18 protein-coding genes and 3 rRNA genes are annotated in these 25,792 nt (G+C 43.1%); 19 read left to right on the forward strand and 2 right to left on the reverse strand.

The window, feature by feature from the left end; translation table 11 throughout:
- The first annotated feature begins 10 nt into the window (after positions 1-10).
- The 6 genes from flgK (at position 11) to ACOJUR_RS03545 (ending at position 7,688) form a co-directional block, all read left to right on the forward strand.
- Positions 11-1,573 carry a flagellar hook-associated protein FlgK gene (gene flgK, locus ACOJUR_RS03520; protein ID WP_420949262.1) on the forward strand — a complete coding sequence of 521 codons (1,563 nt, stop codon included), beginning with the start codon at positions 11-13 and terminating at the stop codon, positions 1,571-1,573.
- Between the two features lie 31 nt (positions 1,574-1,604).
- Positions 1,605-2,519, forward strand: coding sequence for a flagellin N-terminal helical domain-containing protein (locus ACOJUR_RS03525; RefSeq protein ID WP_420949263.1), 915 nt, complete (start codon positions 1,605-1,607; stop codon positions 2,517-2,519).
- A gap of 123 nt (positions 2,520-2,642) precedes the next feature.
- Positions 2,643-3,425 carry a flagellin N-terminal helical domain-containing protein gene (locus tag ACOJUR_RS03530; RefSeq protein ID WP_420949264.1) on the forward strand — a complete coding sequence of 261 codons (783 nt, stop codon included), beginning with the start codon at positions 2,643-2,645 and terminating at the stop codon, positions 3,423-3,425.
- A gap of 110 nt (positions 3,426-3,535) precedes the next feature.
- Positions 3,536-5,062 carry a flagellar filament capping protein FliD gene (gene fliD / locus ACOJUR_RS03535; RefSeq protein ID WP_420949265.1) on the forward strand — a complete coding sequence of 509 codons (1,527 nt, stop codon included), beginning with the start codon at positions 3,536-3,538 and terminating at the stop codon, positions 5,060-5,062.
- A 17-nt stretch (positions 5,063-5,079) separates the two neighbouring features.
- Positions 5,080-5,385, forward strand: coding sequence for a hypothetical protein (locus ACOJUR_RS03540; RefSeq protein WP_420949266.1), 306 nt, complete (start codon positions 5,080-5,082; stop codon positions 5,383-5,385).
- A gap of 35 nt (positions 5,386-5,420) precedes the next feature.
- Positions 5,421-7,688 (forward strand): glycosyltransferase, encoded by a 2,268-nt coding sequence (locus tag ACOJUR_RS03545; protein WP_420949267.1) that lies wholly within the window; start codon positions 5,421-5,423, stop codon positions 7,686-7,688.
- Between the two features lie 384 nt (positions 7,689-8,072).
- On the opposite strand, the gene ACOJUR_RS03550 is transcribed toward ACOJUR_RS03545, so the two are convergent.
- Positions 8,073-8,330: a hypothetical protein gene (locus tag ACOJUR_RS03550; RefSeq protein ID WP_420949268.1), complete on the reverse strand. Its 258-nt coding sequence runs from the start codon at positions 8,328-8,330 to the stop codon at positions 8,073-8,075.
- 716 nt (positions 8,331-9,046) lie between these two features.
- Here ACOJUR_RS03550 and ACOJUR_RS03555 point away from each other — a divergent pair.
- The gene (locus ACOJUR_RS03555) at positions 9,047-9,334 is read left to right on the forward strand and encodes a hypothetical protein (protein WP_420949269.1); all 288 of its coding nucleotides are present in this window, start codon (positions 9,047-9,049) and stop codon (positions 9,332-9,334) included.
- Between the two features lie 27 nt (positions 9,335-9,361).
- On the opposite strand, the gene ACOJUR_RS03560 is transcribed toward ACOJUR_RS03555, so the two are convergent.
- Positions 9,362-10,420 carry a glycosyltransferase family 2 protein gene (locus ACOJUR_RS03560; RefSeq protein ID WP_306954321.1) on the reverse strand — a complete coding sequence of 353 codons (1,059 nt, stop codon included), beginning with the start codon at positions 10,418-10,420 and terminating at the stop codon, positions 9,362-9,364.
- 193 nt (positions 10,421-10,613) lie between these two features.
- Here ACOJUR_RS03560 and secA point away from each other — a divergent pair, with 193 nt between their 5' ends.
- The 12 genes from secA to ACOJUR_RS03620 all read left to right on the forward strand — a co-directional run bounded on the left by secA (position 10,614) and on the right by ACOJUR_RS03620 (position 25,747).
- Positions 10,614-13,001, forward strand: coding sequence for a preprotein translocase subunit SecA (secA, locus tag ACOJUR_RS03565; protein WP_072873079.1), 2,388 nt, complete (start codon positions 10,614-10,616; stop codon positions 12,999-13,001).
- Positions 13,002-13,056: 55 nt separating this feature from the next.
- Positions 13,057-14,218, forward strand: a protein-coding gene (gene prfB / locus ACOJUR_RS03570; protein WP_207549692.1) for a peptide chain release factor 2 whose coding sequence is annotated in 2 segments (ribosomal slippage) — positions 13,057-13,122 and positions 13,124-14,218 — 1,161 coding nt in all. Because the reading frame shifts where the segments join, the coding sequence is not laid out codon by codon here.
- 388 nt (positions 14,219-14,606) lie between these two features.
- A 16S ribosomal RNA gene (locus ACOJUR_RS03575) occupies positions 14,607-16,142 on the forward strand.
- Positions 16,143-16,288: 146 nt separating this feature from the next.
- A 23S ribosomal RNA gene (locus tag ACOJUR_RS03580) occupies positions 16,289-19,238 on the forward strand.
- 42 nt (positions 19,239-19,280) lie between these two features.
- A 5S ribosomal RNA gene (gene rrf / locus ACOJUR_RS03585) occupies positions 19,281-19,397 on the forward strand.
- Together the 16S, 23S and 5S rRNA genes form the textbook arrangement of a ribosomal RNA operon.
- A gap of 368 nt (positions 19,398-19,765) precedes the next feature.
- Positions 19,766-20,062 (forward strand): NfeD family protein, encoded by a 297-nt coding sequence (locus tag ACOJUR_RS03590; RefSeq protein ID WP_072873574.1) that lies wholly within the window; start codon positions 19,766-19,768, stop codon positions 20,060-20,062.
- 68 nt (positions 20,063-20,130) lie between these two features.
- Positions 20,131-21,084 carry an SPFH domain-containing protein gene (locus ACOJUR_RS03595; protein ID WP_420949270.1) on the forward strand — a complete coding sequence of 318 codons (954 nt, stop codon included), beginning with the start codon at positions 20,131-20,133 and terminating at the stop codon, positions 21,082-21,084.
- A 129-nt stretch (positions 21,085-21,213) separates the two neighbouring features.
- A complete protein-coding gene (ftsE, locus tag ACOJUR_RS03600) occupies positions 21,214-21,900 on the forward strand; it encodes a cell division ATP-binding protein FtsE (RefSeq protein WP_072873572.1) in 687 nt (228 codons plus the stop codon).
- Positions 21,866-22,783 (forward strand): permease-like cell division protein FtsX, encoded by a 918-nt coding sequence (gene ftsX / locus ACOJUR_RS03605; RefSeq protein ID WP_420949271.1) that lies wholly within the window; start codon positions 21,866-21,868, stop codon positions 22,781-22,783. Before ftsE ends, ftsX begins: the two co-directional genes overlap by 35 nt.
- Positions 22,784-22,840: 57 nt before the next feature.
- On the forward strand, positions 22,841-24,151 hold the full coding sequence (locus ACOJUR_RS03610; RefSeq protein ID WP_420949272.1) for a hypothetical protein: 1,311 nt from the start codon (positions 22,841-22,843) through the stop codon (positions 24,149-24,151).
- Between the two features lie 26 nt (positions 24,152-24,177).
- Positions 24,178-24,984 carry a flagellar motor protein gene (locus ACOJUR_RS03615; RefSeq protein WP_072873569.1) on the forward strand — a complete coding sequence of 269 codons (807 nt, stop codon included), beginning with the start codon at positions 24,178-24,180 and terminating at the stop codon, positions 24,982-24,984.
- On the forward strand, positions 24,962-25,747 hold the full coding sequence (locus tag ACOJUR_RS03620; RefSeq protein WP_420949273.1) for a flagellar motor protein MotB: 786 nt from the start codon (positions 24,962-24,964) through the stop codon (positions 25,745-25,747). The genes ACOJUR_RS03615 and ACOJUR_RS03620 overlap by 23 nt, the downstream gene beginning before the upstream one ends.
- Positions 25,748-25,792 lie beyond the last annotated feature (45 nt).

Below are 25,792 nucleotides of genomic sequence, written 5' to 3' on the forward strand. Positions count from 1 at the left end.
GGCTAAGAGTATGCCGATATCTACTTTCCTAGGTTTGAATATTGGAGTGAATGCATTAGAAACTGCTACACAAACAGAAAATGTGATTGCCAATAATATAGCCAATGCGAATACTCCGGGCTACGCGGTAGAAAATGCCCTCATACAAGAAAGTAGTCCGTTTCCGGCAGATAATGAATCTTTGCCTGTAGGACAGTTGGGACAAGGTTCGCAAGTGAGTCAGATTCAACGCCAAACCAATCCGTATCTAGTCCAGCAGGACAGGGCGAATCAAGCTGATTTACAGATGTATCAATCTCACCAAACCGTGTTGACGCAAATTCAAGGAATTTTAAATGAACCTTCCTCTGACAGTTTGCAGAATTCTGTCGATCAATTCTTTCAAGTGTGGCAAACTTTGTCGACAGATCCGACCAATACGGCTGCGCGTCAAGCTGTAATTGAGCAGGCCAAAACAGTGGCGCAGACATTTCAAACGGTTACTCAACAATTGGAAGATGTGCAGTCAGGTTTAGCTGGCACGATTGAAGGACAGGTCAATCAGTTAATTACAGATGCGCAAAATGTGGCCCAACTGAATGCGCAGATTGCTATGCAAACGGCGATAGGTCAATCTCCCAATACACTCTTAGATCAGCGCTCGGTCTATCTGGATGATATGTCTAAACTTGCTGGAGTCAATATTCAGTATCAGGAGAATGGTACTGTGACTGTGAGTATTGGCAGCGGCAGCAATCCGGTTCTTTTGGTTGGTGGAGCGAATGGTAGCGAATATAATGGGCATCAAGATTTACAATCAAATCCACTTCAATCTTATCAAAAATCTCCTTATATTGAGACAAGCTCATACTTACCCTCATCTGGGTATACGTCATCAGGCAAAGCTTCACCAGCTTCTAATAACCTGATTACTTTGTTGCAATCAGGCTCCATTCTTGGCAATGCACAGGGGTTGGATGATGTCAATAAAACATTGGCTAATTTAAATTCGTTTCTGGATACGTTTGCGACTGCAGTAAACAATCAGCAGAGTAGTGGGCTTGACTTAAACAATTCTGCAGGGCCAAGTATTTTTGTAGCTCCAGCGGGCGCTACTACAGATTCATCTGGACAACCGGTGGATTCGCAAGGGAATGTTGTTCTTGATGTAAATCCATCACTTACAACAAACGATATAGCGGCAGGTTCAAGTTCAGATGGTGCTGATGGAAATTCTAACGCTAATGCGATGGTTGCTTTATCTACTTCAACGAATACATACAGTTCATGGACCTACGCCGGAGTGGTTTCTGATGCTACCCAATCTGGCACTGCTAGTAGTGGTACGTTTGATCAGACACTAGCAGCTTTGGTTTCTGGTGTTGGTGTGGAAGCGCAAGGAGTTCAGGCTGGATACAATACATCTAATGCGCTTGCTGAACAATCATCCAATCTAAGGCAATCGGTGTCGGGTGTTGATATGAATGCCCAGGCGGCTGAGATGGTTCAGTTTCAGAATAGCTATAATGCGGCGGCAAAATACATCTCTATATTTAATCAAATGCTGCAAACATTGATACAGAATGTTGGCTAATAAGTTAGACTAGCTGTTTGGGGGTGAACATATGCAAATCACACAACAGATGATGGTAAATCAGTTTTTATATAACATTACAAACGAGAATACGACAATGCAAAATCTGGAGGATGAACTTTCTACAGGCAAAGTATTAAATTTACCACAAGACAACCCGCTTGCTGTATCTCAAGATATGTCTGATAGAGCAACTTTGTCATCAGCGCAGGGTTATCAAAACACTCTGCAATCTGCGTTGACATGGATGAACAATACATCATCTGCTTTATCTCAAATCGTCAACACTCTACAGTCTATTCAAAGTTATGTTATGGAAGGTTTGAATTCAACGAATCAAACTACTTCAGATAAAAATGCTCTTTCAGAAACAGTACAACAATTATCGAAGACAATTTATCAGGAATTGGATACTCAACAAGGGTCGCGTTATTTGTTTGGAGGAGCTGATCCTCTGCAACCTCCAGTTACTACTTCTACTAATAATATCGGCTATACAACAAGTGGTAATACGGCTGCAAGTATGGAAATGCAAATTTCAGCTGGAATTAGTATCACAGTCAATGTTAGTGCATCGCAAGTTATGGGTACTGCCTCTGGTTCAACAACCAATTTGGAGAGTACTCTCAACTCTACTATTTCAGATTTGCAAAATGGAAATATTACAGGTCTCCAAACTGATTTAACGAATTTGCAAACAGGTATTACTCAAGTGGTAAATATCAATGCAGAATTAGGTTCGAGAATCAAACGAGCAACAGCCATGCAGACGCAAATTTCACAATATGTAACTACCGTTCAAAATTATAAAAGTGATTTGGAAGACGCTAATATGGCGAAAGTTATCACTCAATTTAATACTGACCAAGGTGTTTTTGCAGCAGCGCTAAAAATGGGTTCTGAAATTCTTCTACCATCTCTGGTGAATTATCTTCCTAACGGTTGATAACTCAGGAGGAAACTCCTTTGTTATAAATTAAAGTCAATGCAAGAATGAGAGGAGCAAAAGAAAATGGGTATGTCATTCAGTGTAAACAACAATGCATCAGCCTCGAACATTTTGTCCAATTTGGACTACGTTCAAAATCAGCTGCAAACTTCTTATCAGCAGTTGTCAAGTGGTAATCGTATTAACAGTGCAGCGGATGATCCGGCTGGCTACGCAATTTCCCAACAGATGACTTCGCAAGTGAATGGTTTGAACCAAGCTACTCAAAATGCTCAAAACGCGGTGAGTCTGCTTCAAACGGCAAGTGGTGCTATGAATCAGGTCATGAATATTCTTCAAACCATGAACACACTGGCTGTTGAAGCTTCAAACGGTACTCAAACCCCAACAGATCTTAACAATCTTCAGCAAGAATTCGCGGCACTAGGTAATCAAATTAACAATATTGGAACGCAAACTCAATTTAATACCATGAGCTTGCTCGGAGGATCTCCAACTGCAACTTCTGGTGGCTCCTTTACCTTCCAGGTTGGTCCTCAAGAAGGTCAAACTCTTTTTGTGTCAATTTCTGCTGTTAACCTGTCAGCTTTGGGTCTTAGTGGAACGGCAATTAGCGGTCAAGTTTCAGCGCAAGCTGCTATTTCTGCGATACAAGGAGCTATTACCAGCTTGTCTGCATACCAGGCAAGTGTGGGTGCAGTAGAAGATCAGCTGAACTACACAATTTCAAATCTGCAGAATTCAGCTGAGAATTTACAAAATGCAGATTCAACCATCACGAATACAAATATGGCTCAAACATACACCAACTTTAGCCAGCAGCAAGTACTGAATCAGGTCGGTATTGCAATGCTCTCCCAAGCTCAACAACAACCTGACGCTATTCTCAAACTGCTCAGCTAATTTATGGTTTCTGCCTGAGCCGATATTTCGCGTGATTTTCCTGATTGCGTCGCGAGCTTCAGGAAGGTCACGCCTTCTCTCTATTATTATATAGAAAGGGAGTGTATTCAATGTCTTTTAATGCTTTGCAAGCGTTGAACACGATTTCCAATCCTGGCGGCGTCGGCTTACCTGTGACTCAATATGCACAAGCTATGCAGCAAGCTCTGACTCAACAACTTACAACAGATCCTCAGAAACAACTAGATACTTTACAAACGCAACAAAGTGCGCTGTCTGCCTTACAAACTGCATTGCAAACTTTCCAGAACGCAACTTATACGCTTGCCAGTTCGCAGAACTGGAATTCGGTATCTGCTACATCGAGCGATTCGAGTGCTTTTTCAGCAACCACATCTGCAGGGGCGCAGGTGGGCTCGTATACCGTGCAAGTAACTCAGCTAGCTTCATATCAAACTACGATTCAAACTTCAAATGCTCAAAGTAGCGCAACAGGTACCTCCACTCTATCGGCAGGTTCATTAACGATTAATCCCGTATCAGGATCGTCCAACAGTTCGGCTTCCATTTCTATTACATCAGGTGAGAGTCTATCCAGTATAGCCTTAGCTATCAATGCTGATACGAGTTCAACAGGGGTTCAAGCGCAAATTCTTGATACGACGAATGGATATGTCTTATCACTATCGTCCTCCCAAACGGGTGCGAGCAATGGTTTTACAATTACTGATACCGTAAGTGGTTCGTCAACTGGACAATTTGGTTTTACAAATGAGAGTACAGCACAAAATGCCAATATGACGATTGATGGACAATCATTTACATCATCGACCAATACTTTTTCGCAGGCTATACCTGATGTCACCATTACAGTGTCTGGCACTACTTCATCTCCTCAAACTTTGAGTATTACTTCTGATCCTTCATCTGCTGAAAAAGCTGTTCAAACATGGATGAGCGCTTATAATACACTCATCGATTTGGTAAATAAAGATACGACCTATACACCTGGTAGCAGTTCTGGGAGTGCAGGCACATCGGGACCGCTTTTTACTGATCCAAATGCGACAGGTTTGTTATCTCAGTTACCGCAGGCGTTAAACAGTGTTATTAGCACAGTTTCTTCTTCTGTAAATTCTTTAGCATCTGTAGGAATTGTTATCAATCCTACCAACGGACATTTAGAATTTCAATCATCATCTGGATACAGTTTTTCTGGTTCTCAGTTTACAGGTTCTTTACAAAATGGACAGACCATGTTTGAAAACGCCATGAGCCAAAATGCCCAGGCTGTTCAGCAATTATTTGGTGTGGTTCAGTCTTCTGCAAGCACAGCCATTCCGACAAGTGGAGTTCTTGGACAAATGAATCATACACTGAATACGTTTTTGGATGGTAATAATGGTCAAAGTCCATTACAAGGGGATATCAATGCACTAGCTGCTCAGCAGACAAATATTCAAAACTACCTTAATCAGATTAATCAACAAATACAGCAACAAGTGCAGAATTTTACTAATCAATTGAATCAATTAAATTTGGCCATGCAACAATCACAGGCTCAAATGCAACAATTGTCAGCCTTAATGGGTGGTTCCTCGTCAAGCGGTGGATCTTCTGGTAGTCCAGTTCTATAAACTGTGGGGGAGCAAACATGAAAGAAAACATAGATTTTCAAACGGTACACCAATTGTCTAACATGATTTTTTCAGCGCTTCATGAGCAACGTTTTGTCGATGTGTTCGTTTTATTACAACATCGTGCAGATTTAATCGATCGAGTTCTTCAGATTTCAACAAATAACATTGAAAATATAGATATTGAGAAAGCGTATTTAGATACGCAAAACATGATTGAAAAAATCAAAATATCCTTAGATAAAGTACAAGCTCATTATGAATCGTATCTTTCCAATGTAAACGCCCATCGAGCGTACATGATGTCTAAAATTGCTTTGTAGTTATAACTATCAGGCGTTGGAGAGGAATCATATTTATGTTGCTATCCGCTTGTTTAATTGTTAAAAATGAAGAATTGACATTGCGTAGATGTTTAGAATCATTGCAAGGTGTAGTAGATGAAATTGTAGTGGTAGATACAGGTTCTACTGATCGTACTTTAGATATTGCCAGAGAATACACTTCGAAAATTTATCATTATGATTGGGATAATCATTTTGCTCACGCAAGAAATGAGTCTTTAAAACATGCTCAGGGTGAATTTATACTCGTCATTGATGCCGACGAATATTTAGATGCTATTAAGCGTCACTCTCTTCGAGATCAACTTACACATATAGAAGCAGATGGCTTTTTGGTTAATATATTAAATTACGTGGGTGAAAATGGTAAAATTTTTTCAACTAGACCGGTTTCTGTTGTAAGATTGTTTCGAAATGGGTATTTTTATGATGGATCAGTACATGAACAAATTGCTTCATCTATTATGAAAGCAGGAAAACGAATTTCTAAAATTAATTTAGATATCCATCATGTGGGTTATTTGAGTGAAATAGTAACCTACAAAAATAAATCATCCAGAAATATTCTTTTACTAAAAAAAGAATTGGAAAAGGATCCTCTAGATTTATTTCATTTATCCAATTTGATAGCAGAATATATTCGTCTGAATGACTTTCATCAAGCATTAAAAATCATTAAAAGAGCATTGAATGTATTAAGAAAAAAACCGCCTTCAAGTTGGGATCATATCACGGCTCGTATTTTTGTCTTTCATATTACAACGCTTGTTGGATTGCAAAAGAACATTGAAGCAGAAGAAATAGCTTCTAAATATATCATGGTATATCCAGAATTAGCCGAATTTCGTACTCGATACGGAATGATTCTAGCGGAAAACGGTAAATTCAAAGAAGCTATTGAACAATTTAATTTTGCAAGGAAATTAGGAGATCCAAAAGAGGCATTGTTTGACTTAGTACAAGGAATGGGTAGTTTTCTGGCTGCTTTAATGTTGGGTAGATGTTGGATCGCTTTGGGGGATAAAGATACTGCGCTTCAATACTACTTTACTTCTTTTTTAGAGAATTCTAATCAGGATATATTGATTTTTCCTTTAGTTTATCTTTTGCCATATGAAAAAAAATTTTTTGAGCAGGAAATTGAACCCCGTATTACAGATCCTGTTGCTTTGGCTAGTTATTGTGAAGCTTATTTTTATAAATCTCCAGATGATATATATCAACTCATTCAAAGAATAGAGTCAAAAATTGCGCAAGCAACGGTTCTAGAAAGAGTAAAGTTAGCCGTTCTTTATAAACAGGATCCAAAAAAGGCGCTTGAAATCATAAATACTGGGCTTCAAAATCCCTATTTAATTTCATTAAATTTACTCATTAAAATAAACAATCGTTGTTTGCAAATAAACGATATTCCTGATTTTCCAGATGATCGTATTCAGACATTGAAAAACGTTCTTTTGTGTGAATACAGTTCAACGCCTATTTCTCCGTTTCTACGGGATATTTTACTTTTTAACTGTGATGATTTATTGTCAGAATGGTTGCCGAAAGCACCCGATCGCTATGAGGCCTACCTGTATCTCATGCATTTGCCTGAACTTCCTTGTGATTTTAATTGGTCCGGAGAGACTGCTTGGGAGTGTGAAATGTTAGCTCTTCAGGCATTTAAAAATAAAAATTTAGATGTTGCTGATATATGGTTGGCCAAAGCTGCAAATCATTCTTTAACCATAACCAGATTATTGTTAGAATGCGATGTAGCTTTAGCTAAGGAGAGAACCATATTTGCTCAATCTTGTCTGCAGATAGGGTTGAAAGAATTTCCTGAATCACAACTTTTAAAGAACGTTGCTATTCAACTGGGTATTTCCTCCACGTCACAGTATGATGAAAAATATCAATTAGAATGTGTTTCGGAGATGGTGGAAATGAGGGCAAGTGATATATATTTAAAAAATTCAGTGCATACCATGCCGTTTCATATGCAACTGTCAGCTTTACATGAACGGGCAGCAAATTTAGTTAAATATATTTATTCTTGCTATAAGCAAGAAAAGATTTTAGAACTGCGAAAAGCTATTGAAGAGATTCAAAACATTATTACTTTTATTCGGGGTTCTCTTGATTTAAGCTTAGAAGCTTCACAAGCTGCAGACAAAGTCTATGCTTTTTATTATAAGATGTCTGTTGAATGGTTTATCCAACCTCAAAATATTGAACAGAATTATGAAGAAATGGAAAATTTCTGGCGTTCATGGGCGGAAACGTGGAAAAAAGTTTAATTTTGATATAGGGAGCATAAGTTATACGCTTGCTTTCAATGACTGGGCATTGGTAGGTTCGAATCACTTCAATACCAGCTTGTTTGACCAAAACTTGCGTATGAGTCTTGCAAAAGATTCTGCTGCTGTGTCAAGATCGATAACGATCGTGTTTTGCTCGTTTCGTCTAGTGGTTTAACAGGTTCGAAAGCGGGTGCAGAGTAGATTGCAGATCAGTTGACAGTGGGAGCAATCCTCGATGCCCACTTTTTTTATCCAAAGTATGTACCGGAAAAGCGTCTCAACCATAAAGAGTAACGTCATATGGGCTTAAATATGGTTTTCGTTCAGTGAATGACAGTTTTAAGTATCCCGAGTTCTTGCTTTGCCGTGCGAAATAGGACTTCAAAATACCAACGCTTCAGCTATACCCCCCATCACTTCAGAAGGTGCATCGTAGCGGATGCTGATCAGTAGGTAGGCACCTTTGTATTCTTTAGCCATGTCGTCCGTCTCAGAGTCCTTTGAATTCACCGATAGAGTTCGATCCGCAATAGCCTTGTTGTTTTCTTGCTTTATACGTTTACCGACAACTGTGGCGATCCGTGTGTATTTCATTTTCGTGCATGGTTTACCACGTCGATTCACCGAAGGCTTGAGCATTTTCACATAGATGTTTTCAAATGTTCATCGCCCATGTGTAAACTTTACTTGAACTGTCGTAGAGCTAGTAGAGAAACGGGATTCCCCTGGCATACGGGTGTGGCGCATGCGTATCGTCCAGTGCAAGTACATCCCCATCTACCAGAGCTGTGTCCGGGTCCTCTTGAAGACGAGTGGTGCGCTTCTGGTTAAGCATGTCCCACTGAGAAAACCCTGTGTGGAACTGGCTCTACGCTAATTGGGTAACTGATTGGATCCTGTCATACGCTGCAGTAAGCTGTCTTTGTTGAAGAATGAAGGGAGCGAGTTAACGGATTGGCAGTGTTAAGTCAGTCCAAACACATAGACAAAAGCGAGAACCCAGGTGGCTACGCCTCGAACTCTCAATTTTCCTGACGGAGACAACAAAAGAGAGGGCAAAACAATACCACATCGCTCAGAGATAGGTGGTTAGGTGTCTTCTCGGCGATTCTTGGGGTGTTTTGAAAAAGTCAAGTATTTTTTCTATTTCTGTAAAGTTTTTCGTGAAGATGAAATTAAATTCATTCAGCAACTGCATAACGCATGTATCTTCTATATCAGATAAAGAGAATCAATGGCAAGTTTTACTGCTTAGCAAAACAAAATCAGTTTTATATTCGTGGTTTATGCAACGGGGCCTTGGAATTTCATATGAATTTTTCGATAAGCTAATTCACATATCGTTTTCTAAACCTTTGAAATTATTTTTAATAGGCTATGATGCTGGTGCTTTTGGATTGCTAGAATTTTTGAAAGCAAAATTGAATATTCAAATTGTTGGCGTATGGGACTTTCTTCATCATTTATCAAATGAACAAAGTTTTCCTGTGTTCTCCGAATTTCGGTTAGTACCAGCAGATGCGTATGTCATTGTAACCGACAATCGACTGCAAGATTTTCTGCTATATCAGCAGATTACAGAAATGTTTGAGGCGAATGCTATCGCCACCCCAGTTATTCGATTTAGAGAATGGATTCTGTAAATTCCATTAACAAGCTACAAAACCAAATTAAAATGATATTCTGTGATCTTTTCGCCATTTGGTTTCTAAGTGCTGATAGATTTTAGCTTTTTCCAAGTTTCCAGATGCTTCATATAAACTGGCAAGGTTGTGGGCAGCAAGATAAGAACCTGTACCTTCCACGCTGGTTGTTATATTTTCATCACCAAGCGAAAGGCAGCGAAGATAAGCAGTCTCAATTCGAGGAAAATACAGAAATTTGGACGGATCGTACAATATCCATTTCATATAAAAAATGCCACAGGCAAAATGGAAATCTGGATACCAAGCAAGTTGGCTTTCATATCTTTCAATAGTATATAGTCCTTGTTCAAAATACTTGAGTTCAATGCAATTGTAAATCAAATCGACAATTAACATAGGAAAAATAGAGGAAGTAGCTGGACAGATTTGCAGAGCTTTGGTCAGCAGTTGATGAGCTGATTCAAATTGTTTTACATTTCGATGTTCACGAGCTAATTGAAAAAGGTGATAAAAAGAATTCGGTTCGCTTTCTAAAAGATCCATCAATATGGGTATGTTTCGCTCAGATTTATGAGAGCCAAAGTATCCATCGTGATCGACTACAAAACCGTCAAATTGAATAATGGGCAATCCTGGATGAACAACTTGCTCATGAATAGCTCCTTCATAAAAAGCTTCTCTAGGTAATATTCGAGAAACATAGCTGTTTTCGTATTGTATGTTTCCGTTTGTTTGAAATTTGCTCCTAATTCTCAAACGTCCCACAAAGGATGCATGTAGGGCTTGTTGTTCAAGAATCGCCTTTTTTAAATTGTTTCCCGCCGTTAGATATTCATCGGAGTCAATGACCAATCGCCAATCGGCATCTGATTTCTGTAACGCTGCATTACGTGCTTTGGCAAAGTTGTTTTCCCATGGTATTTGGTAGATTTTCGAATCATACCGTTTGGCGACAGTTTGTGTGTCGTCGCTCGATCCGGTATCGACTATGATGATATCGTCAACTTCTGTTCGGAAGCTTTCCAGACAACGAGGTAGTGTGGAAGCGGCGTCTTTCACTATCATAACCAGGTCGAGTTTCACAGGGGAGGCACCTCTATTTATTTTCAAGCCAGTTTGGAATTGCTAGATAAAGACTAAAAAATGAAAAAGAAAAGTGGAAGAAAAGATTCGGTATCTCTTGCCACTGTACTATAATCAGCCAGTATTGTACAATCTTAAAATGGAGACTTTCAGGGCCGGGAGGCTCAATCTGTGAAAGGGGTGTAGCCTTTCCGTGGGACTCCTTAAAAATATTGTCAATGGAAATGAACGAGAAATTGCGCGGCTGAGGCGTCGTGTTCAACGTATCAATGATTTGGAGTCTAAATATGAGTCCATGTCGGATGAAGAATTGCAAGGCATGACTTTGCAGTTCCGAGAGAGATTAGCTAATGGAGAAAAACTGGACAATCTTCTGTATGACGCGTTTGCAGTAACGCGTGAAGCTGCGAAACGCGTACTTGGCATGCGCCATTTTGATGTTCAATTGATGGGTGGCATTGTCCTGCATGAGGGTCGTGTTGCAGAAATGCGCACGGGTGAAGGAAAAACTCTTGTGGCCACTTTGCCGTCATATTTAAATGGATTGTCAGGCAAAGGGGTACATGTCGTAACGGTTAACGATTATTTGGCTCGGCGTGACGCGGAACAAATGGGTCAAATTCATCGCTTTCTTGGACTGACCGTTGGATTAAATATCCACGATATGAATCATGCAGAAAAGAAAGCAGCTTACAGTGCAGACATCACTTATGGGACAAACAACGAGTTTGGTTTTGATTACTTGCGAGACAACATGGTAATGAGTGTTCAAGAAATGGTGCAGAGAGAACTGAACTTTGCCATCGTCGACGAGGTGGATAGTATTCTCATTGACGAAGCGCGTACACCACTCATTATTTCAGGACCTGGTGATAAATCGGCAGATCTCTATTTTCGTACAGATATTTTTGTTCGCAGTCTAAAACCGGATGACTATGAGATTGATGAAAAGATGCGAACCGCAAACTTGACGGAAAGTGGCATGCATAAAGCTGAACGTTTCTTCCAGGTGAAGAATCTGTTCGATCCGGAGCATGTTACCTTGATGCATCACATCACCCAAGCTCTCAAAGCGCATGGTCTCATGCATCGTGATAAAGATTATGTGGTGATGGGTGATGAAATCGTCATTGTAGATGAATTTACGGGACGATTGATGCAAGGCCGCCGTTATAGTGAAGGTTTGCACCAAGCGATTGAAGCTAAAGAGGGCGTTAAGGTACAAAACGAATCCAAGACGTTAGCCACCATTACACTGCAGAATTATTTCCGTATGTACAATAAGTTGTCGGGTATGACGGGTACAGCAAAAACGGAAGAAAAAGAGTTGACTGAAATTTATGGTATGGATGTAGTAACGATACCTACCAACCGTCCGACAATTCGAAGAGATATGAGTGATGTCATCTACAAAACGGAGATGGCTAAATTCAAAGCGGTAGTAGAGGAAATCGTTCGTCGCCATGAAAAAGGTCAACCGGTTTTGGTGGGTACTACTTCTATAGATAAATCGGAGATTATCTCTCATTTACTGACACAGCGTGGGATCAAGCATCAAGTCCTGAATGCCAAACATCATGAAAAAGAAGCAGAAATTATTGCTCAAGCAGGGCAGCGAGGAACGGTCACCATTGCTACCAATATGGCTGGACGTGGTACCGATATTTTGCTCGGTGAGGGCGTACAGGAACTTGGCGGTCTGCATATCATTGGTACAGAACGTCATGAGAGTCGTCGTATCGACAATCAGTTGCGCGGTCGTTCAGGTCGTCAGGGCGATCCCGGTTCATCACAATTCTTCCTTTCGCTTGAAGACGATTTATTGCGTTTGTTCGGATCGGACAATATCAAGCGTTGGATGGATCGTATGGGGTTGGAAGAGGATGTGCCGATTGAACACAAAATGCTCACCAATGCCATGGAACGGGCGCAGAAGAAAGTGGAAGGTAACAACTACGACGTTCGGAAACACGTTCTTCGCTACGATGATGTGATGAACAAACAGAGAGAAGTCATTTACAAACAACGACGGCAGATTTTAGAGACCGACAATTTGCGACCGATTGTGGAAGGTATGGGCAAAGACCTTATTGAGCATATGTTGGATGTCTACTGTTCCACGGAACAAGTTCCGGAAGATTGGGACTTACAGGCGTTATTGCACTATGCTGAGCATCATTTTTTGAAACCACAGCAAATTTCCGAAGAAGAATTGCGCCATAAAGATAGGGAAGAAATTTTTCAAGTGCTTTATCAAACTTTCTTGTCCAATTATGACGAGAGAGAACAAGAGTTGGGCGCTTTTCTGCGTGAATTAGAAAGAATTGTTGTGTTGCGAACCGTTGATTCAAAATGGATGGATCATATCGACGCAATGGATCAGTTCCGGCAAGGTGTACATTTGCGTTCCTATGGTCAGGCCGATCCGTTAGTTATCTATCAGCGTGAAGGTTTTGAAATGTTTGAGGCCATGATCCACTCTATTGAAGAGGAAATCGTTCTTTATGTCTTTAAATCGACAGTGGCTACTGCTCCGCAGAACTTACCCATCCAGGAGGCTGTTCCGATACAGGGTGGTTGATGCGGTTTGGGATGTCACTGGATGTAGTTTGATGGGCTTGAAGGAGAGGTAATGAATGGCAGAAACATTTGGTGAGTTACGTTCGGAAATCTCCGCTATGGCGACTAGGCTTGCGGATATCGGGAGGTCTCTTTGACCTTTCTACCAAAGAAGCGCGTGTTGCTGCTTTAGAAGAGCAAATGGCACTTCCTTCTTTTTGGGATGATGGTTCGAAAGCCCAGAAAATTATAGCGGAGGCTAATGGACTTCGTTCGCTCATTGAAAAGATGCGAAAATTGCAAGAGCAAAAAGATGATTTGGAAGTTACGTTAGAGCTGGCTGCCGAAGAAGATGATGCTGACTTGTTTTCGGAAGCAAATCGCCTTGCGGTTGACTTGCAAAATCAAATTGAATCTTTTGAGTTGGAACTTATGTTGTCGGGTCCATACGACAAAAGCAATTGCATTTTGGAGCTTCATCCAGGTGCAGGAGGTACTGAATCACAGGATTGGGCTTCCATTTTATTGCGCATGTATACTCGTTGGGCAGAAGACAAAGGCTTTAAAGTTGAGGTATTGGACTATCTTCCTGGTGACGAAGCGGGTTTGAAGAGTGTGACTTTGATGATCAAAGGTCATAATGCCTACGGTTATCTGAAGGCCGAAAAAGGGGTCCATCGACTTGTTCGTATTTCCCCTTTTGATGCTTCAGGGAGAAGACACACCTCTTTTGCTTCAGTGGATGCTATACCGGAAATCGATGATGAAATCGAGATCGACATCCGCACAGAAGATTTAAAAATTGATGTCTACCGTTCGAGTGGAGCTGGTGGACAACATGTCAACACAACAGATTCAGCCGTTCGAATTACACATCTACCGACAGGTATAGTGGTTAGCTGTCAAAGTGAACGTTCGCAAATACAAAACCGCGCAGTAGCTATGAATTTGCTCAAAGCTCGACTGTATGAGCGCCGACGTCAAGAACAAGAAGCGCATTTAGCCAGTATACGTGGTGAGCAAAAAGAGATTGCTTGGGGTAGTCAAATTCGCTCATATGTGTTTCACCCGTACTCGCTTGTCAAAGATCATCGAACAGGCTGTGAAGTAGGTAATGTCCAGGCGGTTGTAGATGGGATGCTCGATCCGTTTATTGACGCATACTTGCGCTGGCAGCTGGCGATTGCGCAAGGACGGGCGAGTCTATCCTCGAATGTTGATGTAGAAATGGATATCTAAAAATTGGTTGATAGCTTTGAGTTTGCTATCTATCGTTGTTTGCGAATTTACAATAAATATTGAGAATGAGAATGGCATGCTCAGAGGGCATGCCATTTTGCGTTCAAAAAAGCCGCTTGAAGACGATAATGAATAGATATTGCCATCAACCACTAGTCACTGAGTGAATTTAAAGTTTTTTCAGAAGTTTAAGTTACTAAAAATCGCTTAAAATCACTTGCATCTGCCAAAATGGCGTGCTATATTAATAAACGTCGCTGCGGACAACGCTCTAAAAAGTTTAGAGTTTAATAGCAGCGAGAGAACCTTGAAAACTAAACACGCACAAGAATCACCAAACGCCAGAGAAGAAGTGCCCGAGTTCGAGAGAGCGAGGGAGAAGGAATTAGACATTGAGAGTTTGATCCTGGCTCAGGACGAACGCTGGCGGCGTGCCTAATACATGCAAGTCGAGCGGGTATCGAAAGATACCAGCGGCGGACGGGTGAGGAACACGTGGGGAATCTGCCTAACAGACCGGAATAACGCCTGGAAACGGGTGCTAAGGCCGGATAGGCGCATGGGGCGCATGCCTGATGCGGGAAAGGATGCTACGGCATCGCTGAGAGAGGACCCCGCGGCGCATTAGCTAGTTGGTAGGGTAAAGGCCTACCAAGGCGACGATGCGTAGCCGACCTGAGAGGGTGACCGGCCACACTGGGACTGAGACACGGCCCAGACTCCTACGGGAGGCAGCAGTAGGGAATCTTCCGCAATGGGCGCAAGCCTGACGGAGCAACGCCGCGTGAGCGAGGAAGGCCTTCGGGTTGTAAAGCTCAGTCAAGGGGGAAGAGCGGCAAGGAGAGGGAATGCTCTTTGCGAGACGGTACCCCGAGAGGAAGCCCCGGCAAACTACGTGCCAGCAGCCGCGGTAATACGTAGGGGGCAAGCGTTGTCCGGAATCACTGGGCGTAAAGGGTGCGTAGGCGGTTCTGCAAGTCTGGGGTGAAAGGCCAGGGCTCAACCTTGGGAATGCCTTGGAAACTGTAGGACTTGAGTACTGGAGAGGCAAGGGGAATTCCACGTGTAGCGGTGAAATGCGTAGAGATGTGGAGGAATACCAGTGGCGAAGGCGCCTTGCTGGACAGTGACTGACGCTGAGGCACGAAAGCGTGGGGAGCAAACAGGATTAGATACCCTGGTAGTCCACGCCGTAAACGATGAGTGCTAGGTGTTGGGGGGTACCACCCTCAGTGCCGAAGGAAACCCAATAAGCACTCCGCCTGGGGAGTACGGTCGCAAGACTGAAACTCAAAGGAATTGACGGGGGCCCGCACAAGCAGTGGAGCATGTGGTTTAATTCGAAGCAACGCGAAGAACCTTACCAGGGCTTGACATCCCTCTGACGATACCAGAGATGGTAGGTCCCTTCGGGGCAGAGGAGACAGGTGGTGCATGGTTGTCGTCAGCTCGTGTCGTGAGATGTTGGGTTAAGTCCCGCAACGAGCGCAACCCTTGACCTGTGTTACCAGCACGTAGAGGTGGGGACTCACAGGTGACTGCCGGCGCAAGTCGGAGGAAGGCGGGGATGACGTCAAATCATCATGCCCCTGATGTCCTGGGCGACACACGTGCTACAATGGGCGGCACAACGGGAAGCGAGAGAGCGATCTGGAGCGAACCCCTGAAAACCGCTCGTAGTTCGGATTGCAGGCTGCAACTCGCCTGCATGAAGCCGGAATTGCTAGTAATCGCGGATCAGCATGCCGCGGTGAATCCGTTCCCGGGCCTTGTACACACCGCCCGTCACACCACGAGAGTTGGCAACACCCGAAGTCGGTGGGGTAACCCGAAAGGGGGCCAGCCGCCGAAGGTGGGGTCGATGATTGGGGTGAAGTCGTAACAAGGTAGCCGTATCGGAAGGTGCGGCTGGATCACCTCCTTTCTAGGGAAGAGAGAGGGGTTTGGTGGAGAGGCGTGCGTGTTTAGTTTTGAGGGTTCTCGGGAGAGAACTTAGCGAAAGCTACTTATGCCTTGAGAGAGGGATAAGCTCGAAGGACCTTGAGAACTGAATCAGCAAGAGGGAAGCAAGGTGAAGGTAGAAAGGGCGCACGGAGGATGCCTAGGTGCCAGGAGCCGAAGAAGGACGGGGCGAACACCGAAATGCCTTGGGGAGCTGTACGCGAGCGAAGATCCAGGGATGTCCGAATGGGGGAACCCACCGGTCGTGATGGGCCGGTACCGCTATCTGAATGTATAGGATAGACGGAGGGAACCTGGGGAACTGAAACATCTCAGTACCTGGAGGAGAAGAAAACAAGAGTGATTCCGCAAGTAGTGGCGAGCGAACGCGGAAGAGCCTAAACCATGATGGTGGAGAAGGGGACCCCCGTTGCCATCATGGGGTAGAGGGGATGCGCAGCCAGGCAGGGTCTTGCCTGGGCCGAAGGAGACAAGGGAGCCAAACGACATGGGAAGGTCGGCCAGAGCGGGTGAGAGCCCCGTAGGCGAAGCTTGTCGAGGGAGGTAGCGCAGGCCCCAAGTACCGCGGGACACGAGGAACCCCGTGGGAATCCGGGAGGACCACCTCCTAAGGCTAAATACTCCCTGGCAACCGATAGCGGAGAGTACCGTGAGGGAAAGGTGAAAAGAACCGCGGGAGCGGAGTGAAAGAGAACCTGAAACCGTGTGCTTACAAGCAGTCGGAGTCCGAAAGGATGACGGCGTGCCTTTTGTAGAATGAACCGGCGAGTGATGGTGATGAGCGAGGTTAAGGCAGGGAAGCCGGAGCCGAAGCGAAAGCGAGTCTGAAGAGGGCGAGAAGTTGATTGCCATCGACCCGAAACCGGGTGAGCTACCCCTGGTCAGGGTGAAGTGCGGGTAACACCGCATGGAGGCCCGAACCCACCGGCGTTGAAAAGCCGGGGGATGAACTGGGGGTAGGGGAGAAATTCCAATCGAACCCGGAGATAGCTGGTTCTCCCCGAAATAGCTTTAGGGCTAGCGTCACGGATGAGGGACGGAGGTAGAGCACCGATGGGGTGCGGGGCCCGACCAGGGTTACCAAGCTCCGTCGAACTCCGAATGCCGTTTCATTGAACCGTGGCAGTCAGACTGCGAGTGCTAAGATCCGTAGTCAAGAGGGAAACAGCCCAGACCAACAGCTAAGGTCCCCAAGGGTGGTTAAGTGGGAAACGATGTGGCGGTGCATAGACAACCAGGATGTTGGCTTAGAAGCAGCCATCATTGAAAGAGTGCGTAATAGCTCACTGGTCGAGTGACGCTGCGCGGAAAATGTAACGGGGCTAAACCACACACCGAAGCTATGGCTGTGGGAAGACCACAGGGTAGGGGAGCGTTCCATAAGCGGAGAAGCCTTCTTGAGAGGGAAGGTGGAGGTTATGGAAGTGAGAATGCCGGTATGAGTAGCGAAAAGAGGGGTGAGAATCCCCTCCGCCGAAAGCCCAAGGTTTCCTGGGGAAGGATCGTCCACCCAGGGTTAGTCGGGACCTAAGGCGAGGCCGAGAGGCGTAGTCGAAGGAGAACGGGTTGAGAATCCCGTACCAGATGGATTTGCATGACTGAAGGGGTGACGCAGGAGGCTAGAGCGAGCGGCCGGATGGAAGAGGCCGTCCAATCCGCAAGGGGGTCGCGCAGGGAAAACCGCGCGGCGAGAACTCTGAGCGGTGATGGGGAGGGAAGAAGAGTACCGAAGCGCTCGAGGTCACACTGCCAAGAAAAGCCTCTAGGGAGAATGCATCTGCCCGTACCGGAAACCGACACAGGTGGGCGCGTGGAGAACACGGAGGCGCGCGGGAGCACTCTCGTTAAGGAACTCGGCAAAATGGCCCCGTAACTTCGGGAGAAGGGGCGCTCTGAAGAAGAGCCGCAGTGAAAAGGCCCAAGCGACTGTTTAGCAAAAACACAGGTCTCTGCGAAGCCGAAAGGCGAAGTATAGGGGCTGACGCCTGCCCGGTGCTGGAAGGTTAAGAGGAGGGGTGAGGGCGAGAGCCCGAAGCTCTGAATTGAAGCCCCAGTAAACGGCGGCCGTAACTATAACGGTCCTAAGGTAGCGAAATTCCTTGTCAGGTAAGTTCTGACCCGCACGAAAGGCGTAACGACTTGGGCGCTGTCTCAACGAGAGACCCGGTGAAATTGTAATACCTGTGAAGATGCAGGTTACCCGCGGCTAGACGGAAAGACCCCGTGGAGCTTGACTGTAGCTTGATATGGGAGACGGGCATGTCATGTACAGGATAGGTGGGAGACACAGAAGCATGGGCGCCAGCCTGTGTGGAGTCGATGTTGGGATACCACCCTTGAGATGCTAGTCTTCTAACCTGGCACCCTGAATCGGGTGTGGGGACAGTGTCAGGCGGACAGTTTGACTGGGGCGGTCGCCTCCTAAAAGGTAACGGAGGCGCCCAAAGGTTCCCTCAGCGCGGATGGAAACCGCGCGGGGCGTGTAAAGGCACAAGGGAGCTTGACTGCGAGACGGACAGGTCGAGCAGGGACGAAAGTCGGGCTTAGTGACCCGGTGGCACTGCGTGGAAGGGCCATCGCTCAACGGATAAAAGCTACCCCGGGGATAACAGGCTGATCTCCCCCAAGAGTCCACATCGACGGGGAGGTTTGGCACCTCGATGTCGGCTCATCGCATCCTGGGGCTGAAGTCGGTCCCAAGGGTTGGGCTGTTCGCCCATGAAAGCGGTACGCGAGCTGGGTTCAGAACGTCGTGAGACAGTTCGGTCCCTATCTGCCGTGGGCGGAGGATACGTGAGAGGGTTCGTCCTTAGTACGAGAGGACCGGGATGAACCGACCGCTGGTGGACCAGTTGTCCTGCCAAGGGCACAGCTGGGTAGCCAAGTCGGGGAGGGATAAGCGCTGAAAGCATCTAAGCGCGAAGCCTGCCTCAAGATAACGTATCCCATTCCGTCAAGGAAGGAAGACCCCTTATAGACGATAAGGTAGATCGGTCCGGCGTGGAAGCGTCGTGAGGCGTGGAGCGGACGGATACGAATCGGTCGAGGCCTTCACCAAGGAAAGCCCCTCTTGCTGAGACAGTTGGAAAGGGAAGAAGAGTCTGGTGACCATAGCGGAGGGGATACACGCGTACCCATCCCGAACACGACCGTGAAGACCTCCAGCGCCGAGCATACTTGGGGTGAAGACCCCTGGGAACCTAGGTCGTTGCCAGGCAACAGGAGTACAGGTGGCTGTTAAGTGTGGAGTTTCCCTCCTTGGGGACTCTGCCTTACAGCCTCTTTTTTGTTGATTTTGATTATCTAATCTTTATATATGATCATGTAATCTTCATCAATGACCAAGCATAATCACTGTCTTTAAGCTTGGTTATTTTTTTCATACTATGATTTATTAAACATATAGTATAATATAAGAAAATATATACTATTCTAAAATTTGTTTCGATAGGTGGTATCATACTGGAACATTTACTGTGGATTTTATTTGGATTAATTCTTGCAGTCATTGAACTAATATCATTTACTTTTTTTATTATTTGGATTGCATTAGCAGCCGTTGTTACAGGTATAATTAGTTATTTTATGAATGGATGGTTACTTCAGATTATTGTATTCATTTTTTTAGCAGTAGTACTTCTTCTTATATCAAGACCTTATGCTCGCAAGCTTAGAAATAAAAAAACATATATAACTGAGCAAGAATCTTTACTAAATAAAGAGGGTAAGGTGATTCGTGGGGGTGAAGCAGGAAAAATAATAACTGTATCAATAGATGGTTCGATTTGGTCGGCCATTTGTAACCAGCCAGTCAATATGGGGGATATTGTGCAAGTGATAGCTATTGATTCTGTAATTTTAAAGGTAGTGCTATTCAAATAAACTTATGCGTTATCGTCTTGATTGCTTGTTATTGATAACGATAATCTTTATAGAATGCAGGTGAGTAGATGCTAACATCTATTATTGGATTTATTATATTGATTTTAGTGATTATAGCAATATGGCGCTCCATTCGGATTATTCCTCAACAAAGGTTAGCTATTGTTGAAAGACTCGGTAAGTACCATAGTACTTTACAAGCTGGAGTCAATTTTGTCATTCCTTTTATCGATCGCGTTGTTCGCGTATTGGATCTTCGGACTCAACAAGTTGTAGTTCCGCCACAAATGGTCATCACTAGGGACAATGTGCAGATTTCCATAGATACGGTGTTTTTTTACACAGTAGTTGATGCCAAGAGAGCAACTTATAACATTCAGGACTTTGTTCAGGGAATTCAAAACGTAACAGCCGCTAATATTCGCCAGGTAGTAGGTCATATGGAATTGGATGAAACTTTGGCTGGCAGAGATAAAATATCCATTGCTTTAAGAACAGCACTTGATGAAGTTACAGAGTCCTGGGGAGTAAGAATTGACCGTGTGGAGGTTGTTGATATTAAACCTCCGCGAGAAATACAAGATGCAATGGAGAAACAAATGAAAGCGGAACGTGAAAAAAGAGCGAATATCTTACAGGCTGAAGGTGAACGTCAAGCAGCGATTCTAAGAGCTGAAGGAGAAAAACAAAGCGCTATATTAAGGGCTGAAGGTGAAAGAGAATCCAACATTCGACGTGCAGAAGGTGTTCGTCAAGCTGAACAACTGGAAGCGGACGGTCGTGCTCAAGCAATCCGTTTAGTGGCAGAAGCTGAAAAACGTCGTATTGAGTTTCTTAGAGAAGCGGGACTGGATAATAAAGTATTAACATATCAATCTTTTGAAGCCTTGCAAGGAATGGCAAAAGGTGAGGCAACAACGCTATTTATTCCCAATGAGACAGTTTCTGTTTTTTCTTCATTGGGGGCTTTGAAAGGATTGTTTCATTCACAGGATGCTTCAGAAAATAAGCCATCATTATAAATTGATCCGATCTAATCCTAAGATTCGTCGAAAAACAACATATACCAACAGGATTTTTTACCTATATGTCGAATTTTACGGGACATGCTTATTAGCTAGTCCCGTTTTTTGTGATGAAGGAGGATTTTTATGATTGAAATGCAGGATGTGTGGAAGGAGTATGCAAATGGAACACACGCCCTGAATGGTATATCGGTCCACATCACAAAAGGTGAATTTGTCTATGTAGTTGGACCTAGCGGAGCAGGCAAATCCACATTTATAAAATTGATGTACAGAGAAGAGCGTCCTACTAGAGGGCATATTTTTGTGAATGGATTTAATATAGAACGCTTAAAAAATCGAAAAATCCCATATTTGAGACGAAGTATTGGGGTAGTGTTTCAAGATTTTAAATTGCTTCCAAGATTAACTGCAGGTGAAAATGTAGCATATGCTTTGGAGGTTATTTCAACCCCTCATCGTCATATTCGCAAAAGAGTAAAAGAAGTGATGGAATTGGTAGGATTAGGAGACAAATTGGATGTATTACCTAATCAATTGTCTGGTGGTGAACAGCAAAGAGTGGCTGTTGCTCGAGCGTTGGTCAATAATCCATCCGTTATCATAGCTGATGAACCAACAGGCAATCTTGATCCTGAAAACTCCTGGGGCATAATGAAACTTTTTCAACGTATTAACGATCGAGGTACTACAATTGTCATGGCTACTCACAATAAGGATATTGTAAATACCATCCGAAAAAGAGTCATTGCAATTGAAAATGGAAAAATTGTTCGTGATGAAAGTAAAGGAATGTATGGTTATGATAATTAATTCGTTGTCTAGACATTTTAAAGAAGGTGCAAAGAATTTAATTCGAAATGGCTGGATGTCTTTTGCTGCATTCAGTGCTGTTGTTGTGACATTGGCAATCGTAGGAGTTTCGTTGTTGGTTGCACTCAATGTCCAACAAATGTCAAAATATGTTGCCAATCAATTAGAAGTCAGTGCATATTTACAGCAGAATTTATCAAATGCTGAAGGTCAAAAAATCGAAATGCAAGTTGAAAATATACCTGGTGTAAAATCAGTGGTTCTAGAAACTAAGCAACAAGGCTTGAAGCAGCTTGAAACAGAGCTTGGTCCTCAGTATGGAGACTTACTCAAGGGGTTAGGGACCAATCCGCTCCCTGTTACCTTAATTGTAAAGGCGGATAATCCAAGAGACACCTTACAAGTAGCCAATAACCTAAAAACAATCCCACAAATTGCCTCAGTCAATGATGGTGCGGAATATGTCCGACCGCTTTTTCGAGTTTTGGATATAGTACGCAATATAGGTGCTGTTTTATTGCTTGCCATGTTTTTAACAGCTGTATTTTTAATATCTAATACAATTCGTATTGCAATATTTTCGCGGCGAAGAGAAATTGAAATTATGCGGCTTGTAGGTGCAACTAATGGTTTTATAAGGATGCCTTTTTTAGTTGAATCTACACTCATTGGTATATTTGGAGGAGCAGTTCCAGCTGTTGCATTAGATTTTCTATACCAATATCTATATCAGATTTCTGGAGGTTACTTTTATGGGATTCATTTTCCGTTAATCTCTGTAAACTGGTTTGTCATTAAAGTAACGGTAGCACTTCTTGTATTAGGTTTCGTACTCGGGTTTTGGGGCGGATTTATGTCTGTTCGTAAATTTTTACGTATATAAAAGTAGTTTTCAGTAGATTCATTTTATCGAGTAATTTAATGTAAAGGAGGGGAGCTGATGAGTTCGACACAGATCTTATCAGTGGGCGAATCCATATTAGAAGTTCTTAAGTATATATGCCTTAATCCCCTTCTCTATATAGCATTGTTCTTAATTTTCTGGGAGAATTATCGACAGGTACAAACTGAGCGTCAATTATTTGGCATACGAATAACAAGAATAGGGAAACCCTTATTAGTAAGGCAACTCAAGTCTATCGCGATGGGTGTCATCATCACAGCAGCACTTCTGTATTTGGGTTGTTCAGTCACCCAAGGAGAATTATTTTGGTTTATTGCTTGTTCAATGTTATTCTCTATAGCTCAATTAAGATGGATGAATTCAATTAGTAGTATAACCTTGTTGATGATACTCACTTGGATTTTAAAAAATATTCCCAATCTAACTCTTCGTGGTTGGATGAAGCCATTATTGGATTTTCAAAGTTCGTCATGGATGATCATTGTCTCAGCATTAGCTTTATCACAAATTATTTTATTTCTTTGGACAGGCTCTGAAGAAGTAAGTCCAACAATATTGCGAGGTAAGCGCGGAAGATCCATCGGTGGTTTTTTTCTGCAGGTATCATCAATGATACCTATCGCGATTTGGACTCCTGGTTTGATTTGGAATCTTAATGAGAAGACGGCCCCTTTTTATTTGTTAAAAAATACACTGTCAGTTGGTGTTTTAGGAATACCCTTCTTGATTGGGCAATCGTATCGTGCGGGTTCAACTCCCCCTTCTCAATTTAAAAAATTGAATATCCTACTTTCTTTTATACAATTCATTGTCGCTGGATTCGCTGTCTATATGAGTGTCGCAGTTCACAAAGATTTTATGATACCTATTTCAGCTGCAATTATTTTCCTGAGTATGGAGGGGTTGTTCTTTCATTTCCGTTATAAAGAAAAAAGACGTGATGCGATTATAACACCGATTTCTTCTGGAACTCGTATCCTTCATACTCTGCGCGGATCATTAGCAAGGGAGATAGGGTTGGCTACTGGTGAGACGATTTTACAAGTGAATCAAATGCCCGTACGCAATGAATATGAATTACATTTTGCAATTGATGCTAATCCAGCTTATGTTAAATTTCAGATAGTAGATATTCAAGGAGAAGTAAGGATGATTGGCAAACCCATATATAGTGGAGAACGTCATCAATTAGGCTTGTTAATTTTATCGGAAGAAGATATAAACGTCACAGAAGAAAAAAGAGCTTTTGGTTTGTTTATGAGTTTATTTAGCAAAAGAAAAAAAATTATCGATATTACAGATCATCAAAAGGACAAATCGGAAGAAATTGTCCGTACATCCTATTAAGATAGGGATATGGGGAGGTAAATCAATTGGATATCGCAACGCTTGCGGGAATTATTATTGCTGTAGTTGGGTTAGTGGGAGGATTTATGCTCGATGGAGGCTCATTTACAGCTCTTCTCCAGCCGAATGCAGCATTGATTGTTTTTGGAGGTACATTAGGGGCAACATTAACCTCTTCTTCATTAAAAACTTTTCTACGTATAGGAAAATATCTGAAAATCGCTTTTCTTTCAAAAAAAATTGATTACCTTGATGTGATTGAACAACTGGTTAATTTAGCGACAATTGCAAGAAGAGAAGGTATTCTTGCACTGGAAGATAGAGTTGAAAGTTTTCCTGATCAATTCTTGCGAGATGGCATCAGATTGGTAGTAGATGGTGTCGATCCCGAATTGGTTAAAAATATGATGGAGACAGAACTCTCTTATGTTGAACAACGCCATGAAATAGGAGCTAAGATGTTTGAGGCTGCTGGCGGTTTTGCACCTACAATGGGTATTATTGGTACGGTTATGGGTCTAATTCATGTGCTTGGGAGTCTACAAGATGTTTCAAAGCTTGGCCCACAAATTGCTACAGCCTTTACAGCTACGTTATATGGTGTTGCAAGTGCTAACGTTTTTTGGCTGCCTATCGCTAATAAATTGAAGCATAGAAACGAGGATGAAATTTTACTTAGAGAAATTATGATGGAAGGAGTTTTATCGATACAGGCTGGAGAAAATCCAACAATACTTGGCCAAAAACTAAAAGCGTTTTTACCACCTGCTGACCGTATAGAATCTTCGAAGGGAAAGACGGGTGAGGTCAATGCCGAGACGGCGCAAGCCTGAACCACCACAAAATCATGAACGCTGGTTAATAACATATTCAGATTTAATTACATTACTCATGATATTTTTTGTGATTATGTACGCAATGTCTTCTATTAATCATATTAAATTTGAATCTTTATCACAATCGTTAGCAGCTGCATTACATAAATCCGATCAGATACCATTGAATAATACAGGAACAACAGCTTTAATTTCGGCAGCGAATCCAACCAATACGGGTGATCAGCAAAAAGTGTCATCCATGCAAAAGCAGAATGACAGTAAGCTCAATCATCTCTATGCCATATTGCAGTCATATATTCAATCACACAATTTAAGTGGTAATGTATCACTCCAAAACCAACAAAGAGGTGTGCAGATAACTCTTAAAGATGTTGTGCTTTTTGATACCGGATCGGCCAATATTCGTCCAGCGGCACAAAAGATCCTTTTGGGGTTAATTCCATTTTTTCGATCCTTGCAAAATCAAATTGTTGTTGAAGGATATACAGACAATGAACCAATAGATACTCCGATTTATCCTTCCAATTGGGAACTTTCAGCAGGTAGAGCCATGGGTGTCGTTCGTTTTTTGGCTAGTCATGGCATAGCCCCTCAGCGTCTATCAGGGATTGGATATGGTCAATATCGTCCAATAGTCCCCAATAATACACCGCAGAATCGCCAAATGAATCGTCGTGTGAATATTGTTATTTTGCGGCAGGGAATTCAACCGGGTACTATCAATGCTGAGCCAGTAGGTGTTGCAGGAAATGGATAGTCTTTACCAATCATTTAGGTCTATTTTCTTCAGTCTTCGAGCATG

The organism is Alicyclobacillus tolerans (assembly GCF_048984885.1).
In the GTDB taxonomy this organism is placed as follows: Bacteria; Bacillota; Bacilli; order Alicyclobacillales; family Alicyclobacillaceae; genus Alicyclobacillus_I; species Alicyclobacillus_I tolerans.

Excerpts from the sequence above, each read along its gene's own strand:
- flgK (WP_420949262.1), top strand. The coding sequence starts at position 11 with ATGCCGATATCTACTTTCCTAGGTTTGAATATTGGAGTGAATGCATTA.
- ACOJUR_RS03525 (WP_420949263.1), top strand. The coding sequence starts at position 1,605 with ATGCAAATCACACAACAGATGATGGTAAATCAGTTTTTATATAACATT.
- fliD (WP_420949265.1), top strand. The coding sequence starts at position 3,536 with ATGTCTTTTAATGCTTTGCAAGCGTTGAACACGATTTCCAATCCTGGC.
- ACOJUR_RS03540 (WP_420949266.1), top strand. The coding sequence starts at position 5,080 with ATGAAAGAAAACATAGATTTTCAAACGGTACACCAATTGTCTAACATG.
- ACOJUR_RS03545 (WP_420949267.1), top strand. The coding sequence starts at position 5,421 with ATGTTGCTATCCGCTTGTTTAATTGTTAAAAATGAAGAATTGACATTG.
- ACOJUR_RS03550 (WP_420949268.1), bottom strand. The coding sequence starts at position 8,330 with ATGCTCAAGCCTTCGGTGAATCGACGTGGTAAACCATGCACGAAAATG.
- ACOJUR_RS03590 (WP_072873574.1), top strand. The coding sequence starts at position 19,766 with ATGAATGGATGGTTACTTCAGATTATTGTATTCATTTTTTTAGCAGTA.
- ACOJUR_RS03595 (WP_420949270.1), top strand. The coding sequence starts at position 20,131 with ATGCTAACATCTATTATTGGATTTATTATATTGATTTTAGTGATTATA.
- ftsE (WP_072873572.1), top strand. The coding sequence starts at position 21,214 with ATGATTGAAATGCAGGATGTGTGGAAGGAGTATGCAAATGGAACACAC.
- ftsX (WP_420949271.1), top strand. The coding sequence starts at position 21,866 with ATGAAAGTAAAGGAATGTATGGTTATGATAATTAATTCGTTGTCTAGA.
- ACOJUR_RS03610 (WP_420949272.1), top strand. The coding sequence starts at position 22,841 with ATGAGTTCGACACAGATCTTATCAGTGGGCGAATCCATATTAGAAGTT.
- ACOJUR_RS03620 (WP_420949273.1), top strand. The coding sequence starts at position 24,962 with ATGCCGAGACGGCGCAAGCCTGAACCACCACAAAATCATGAACGCTGG.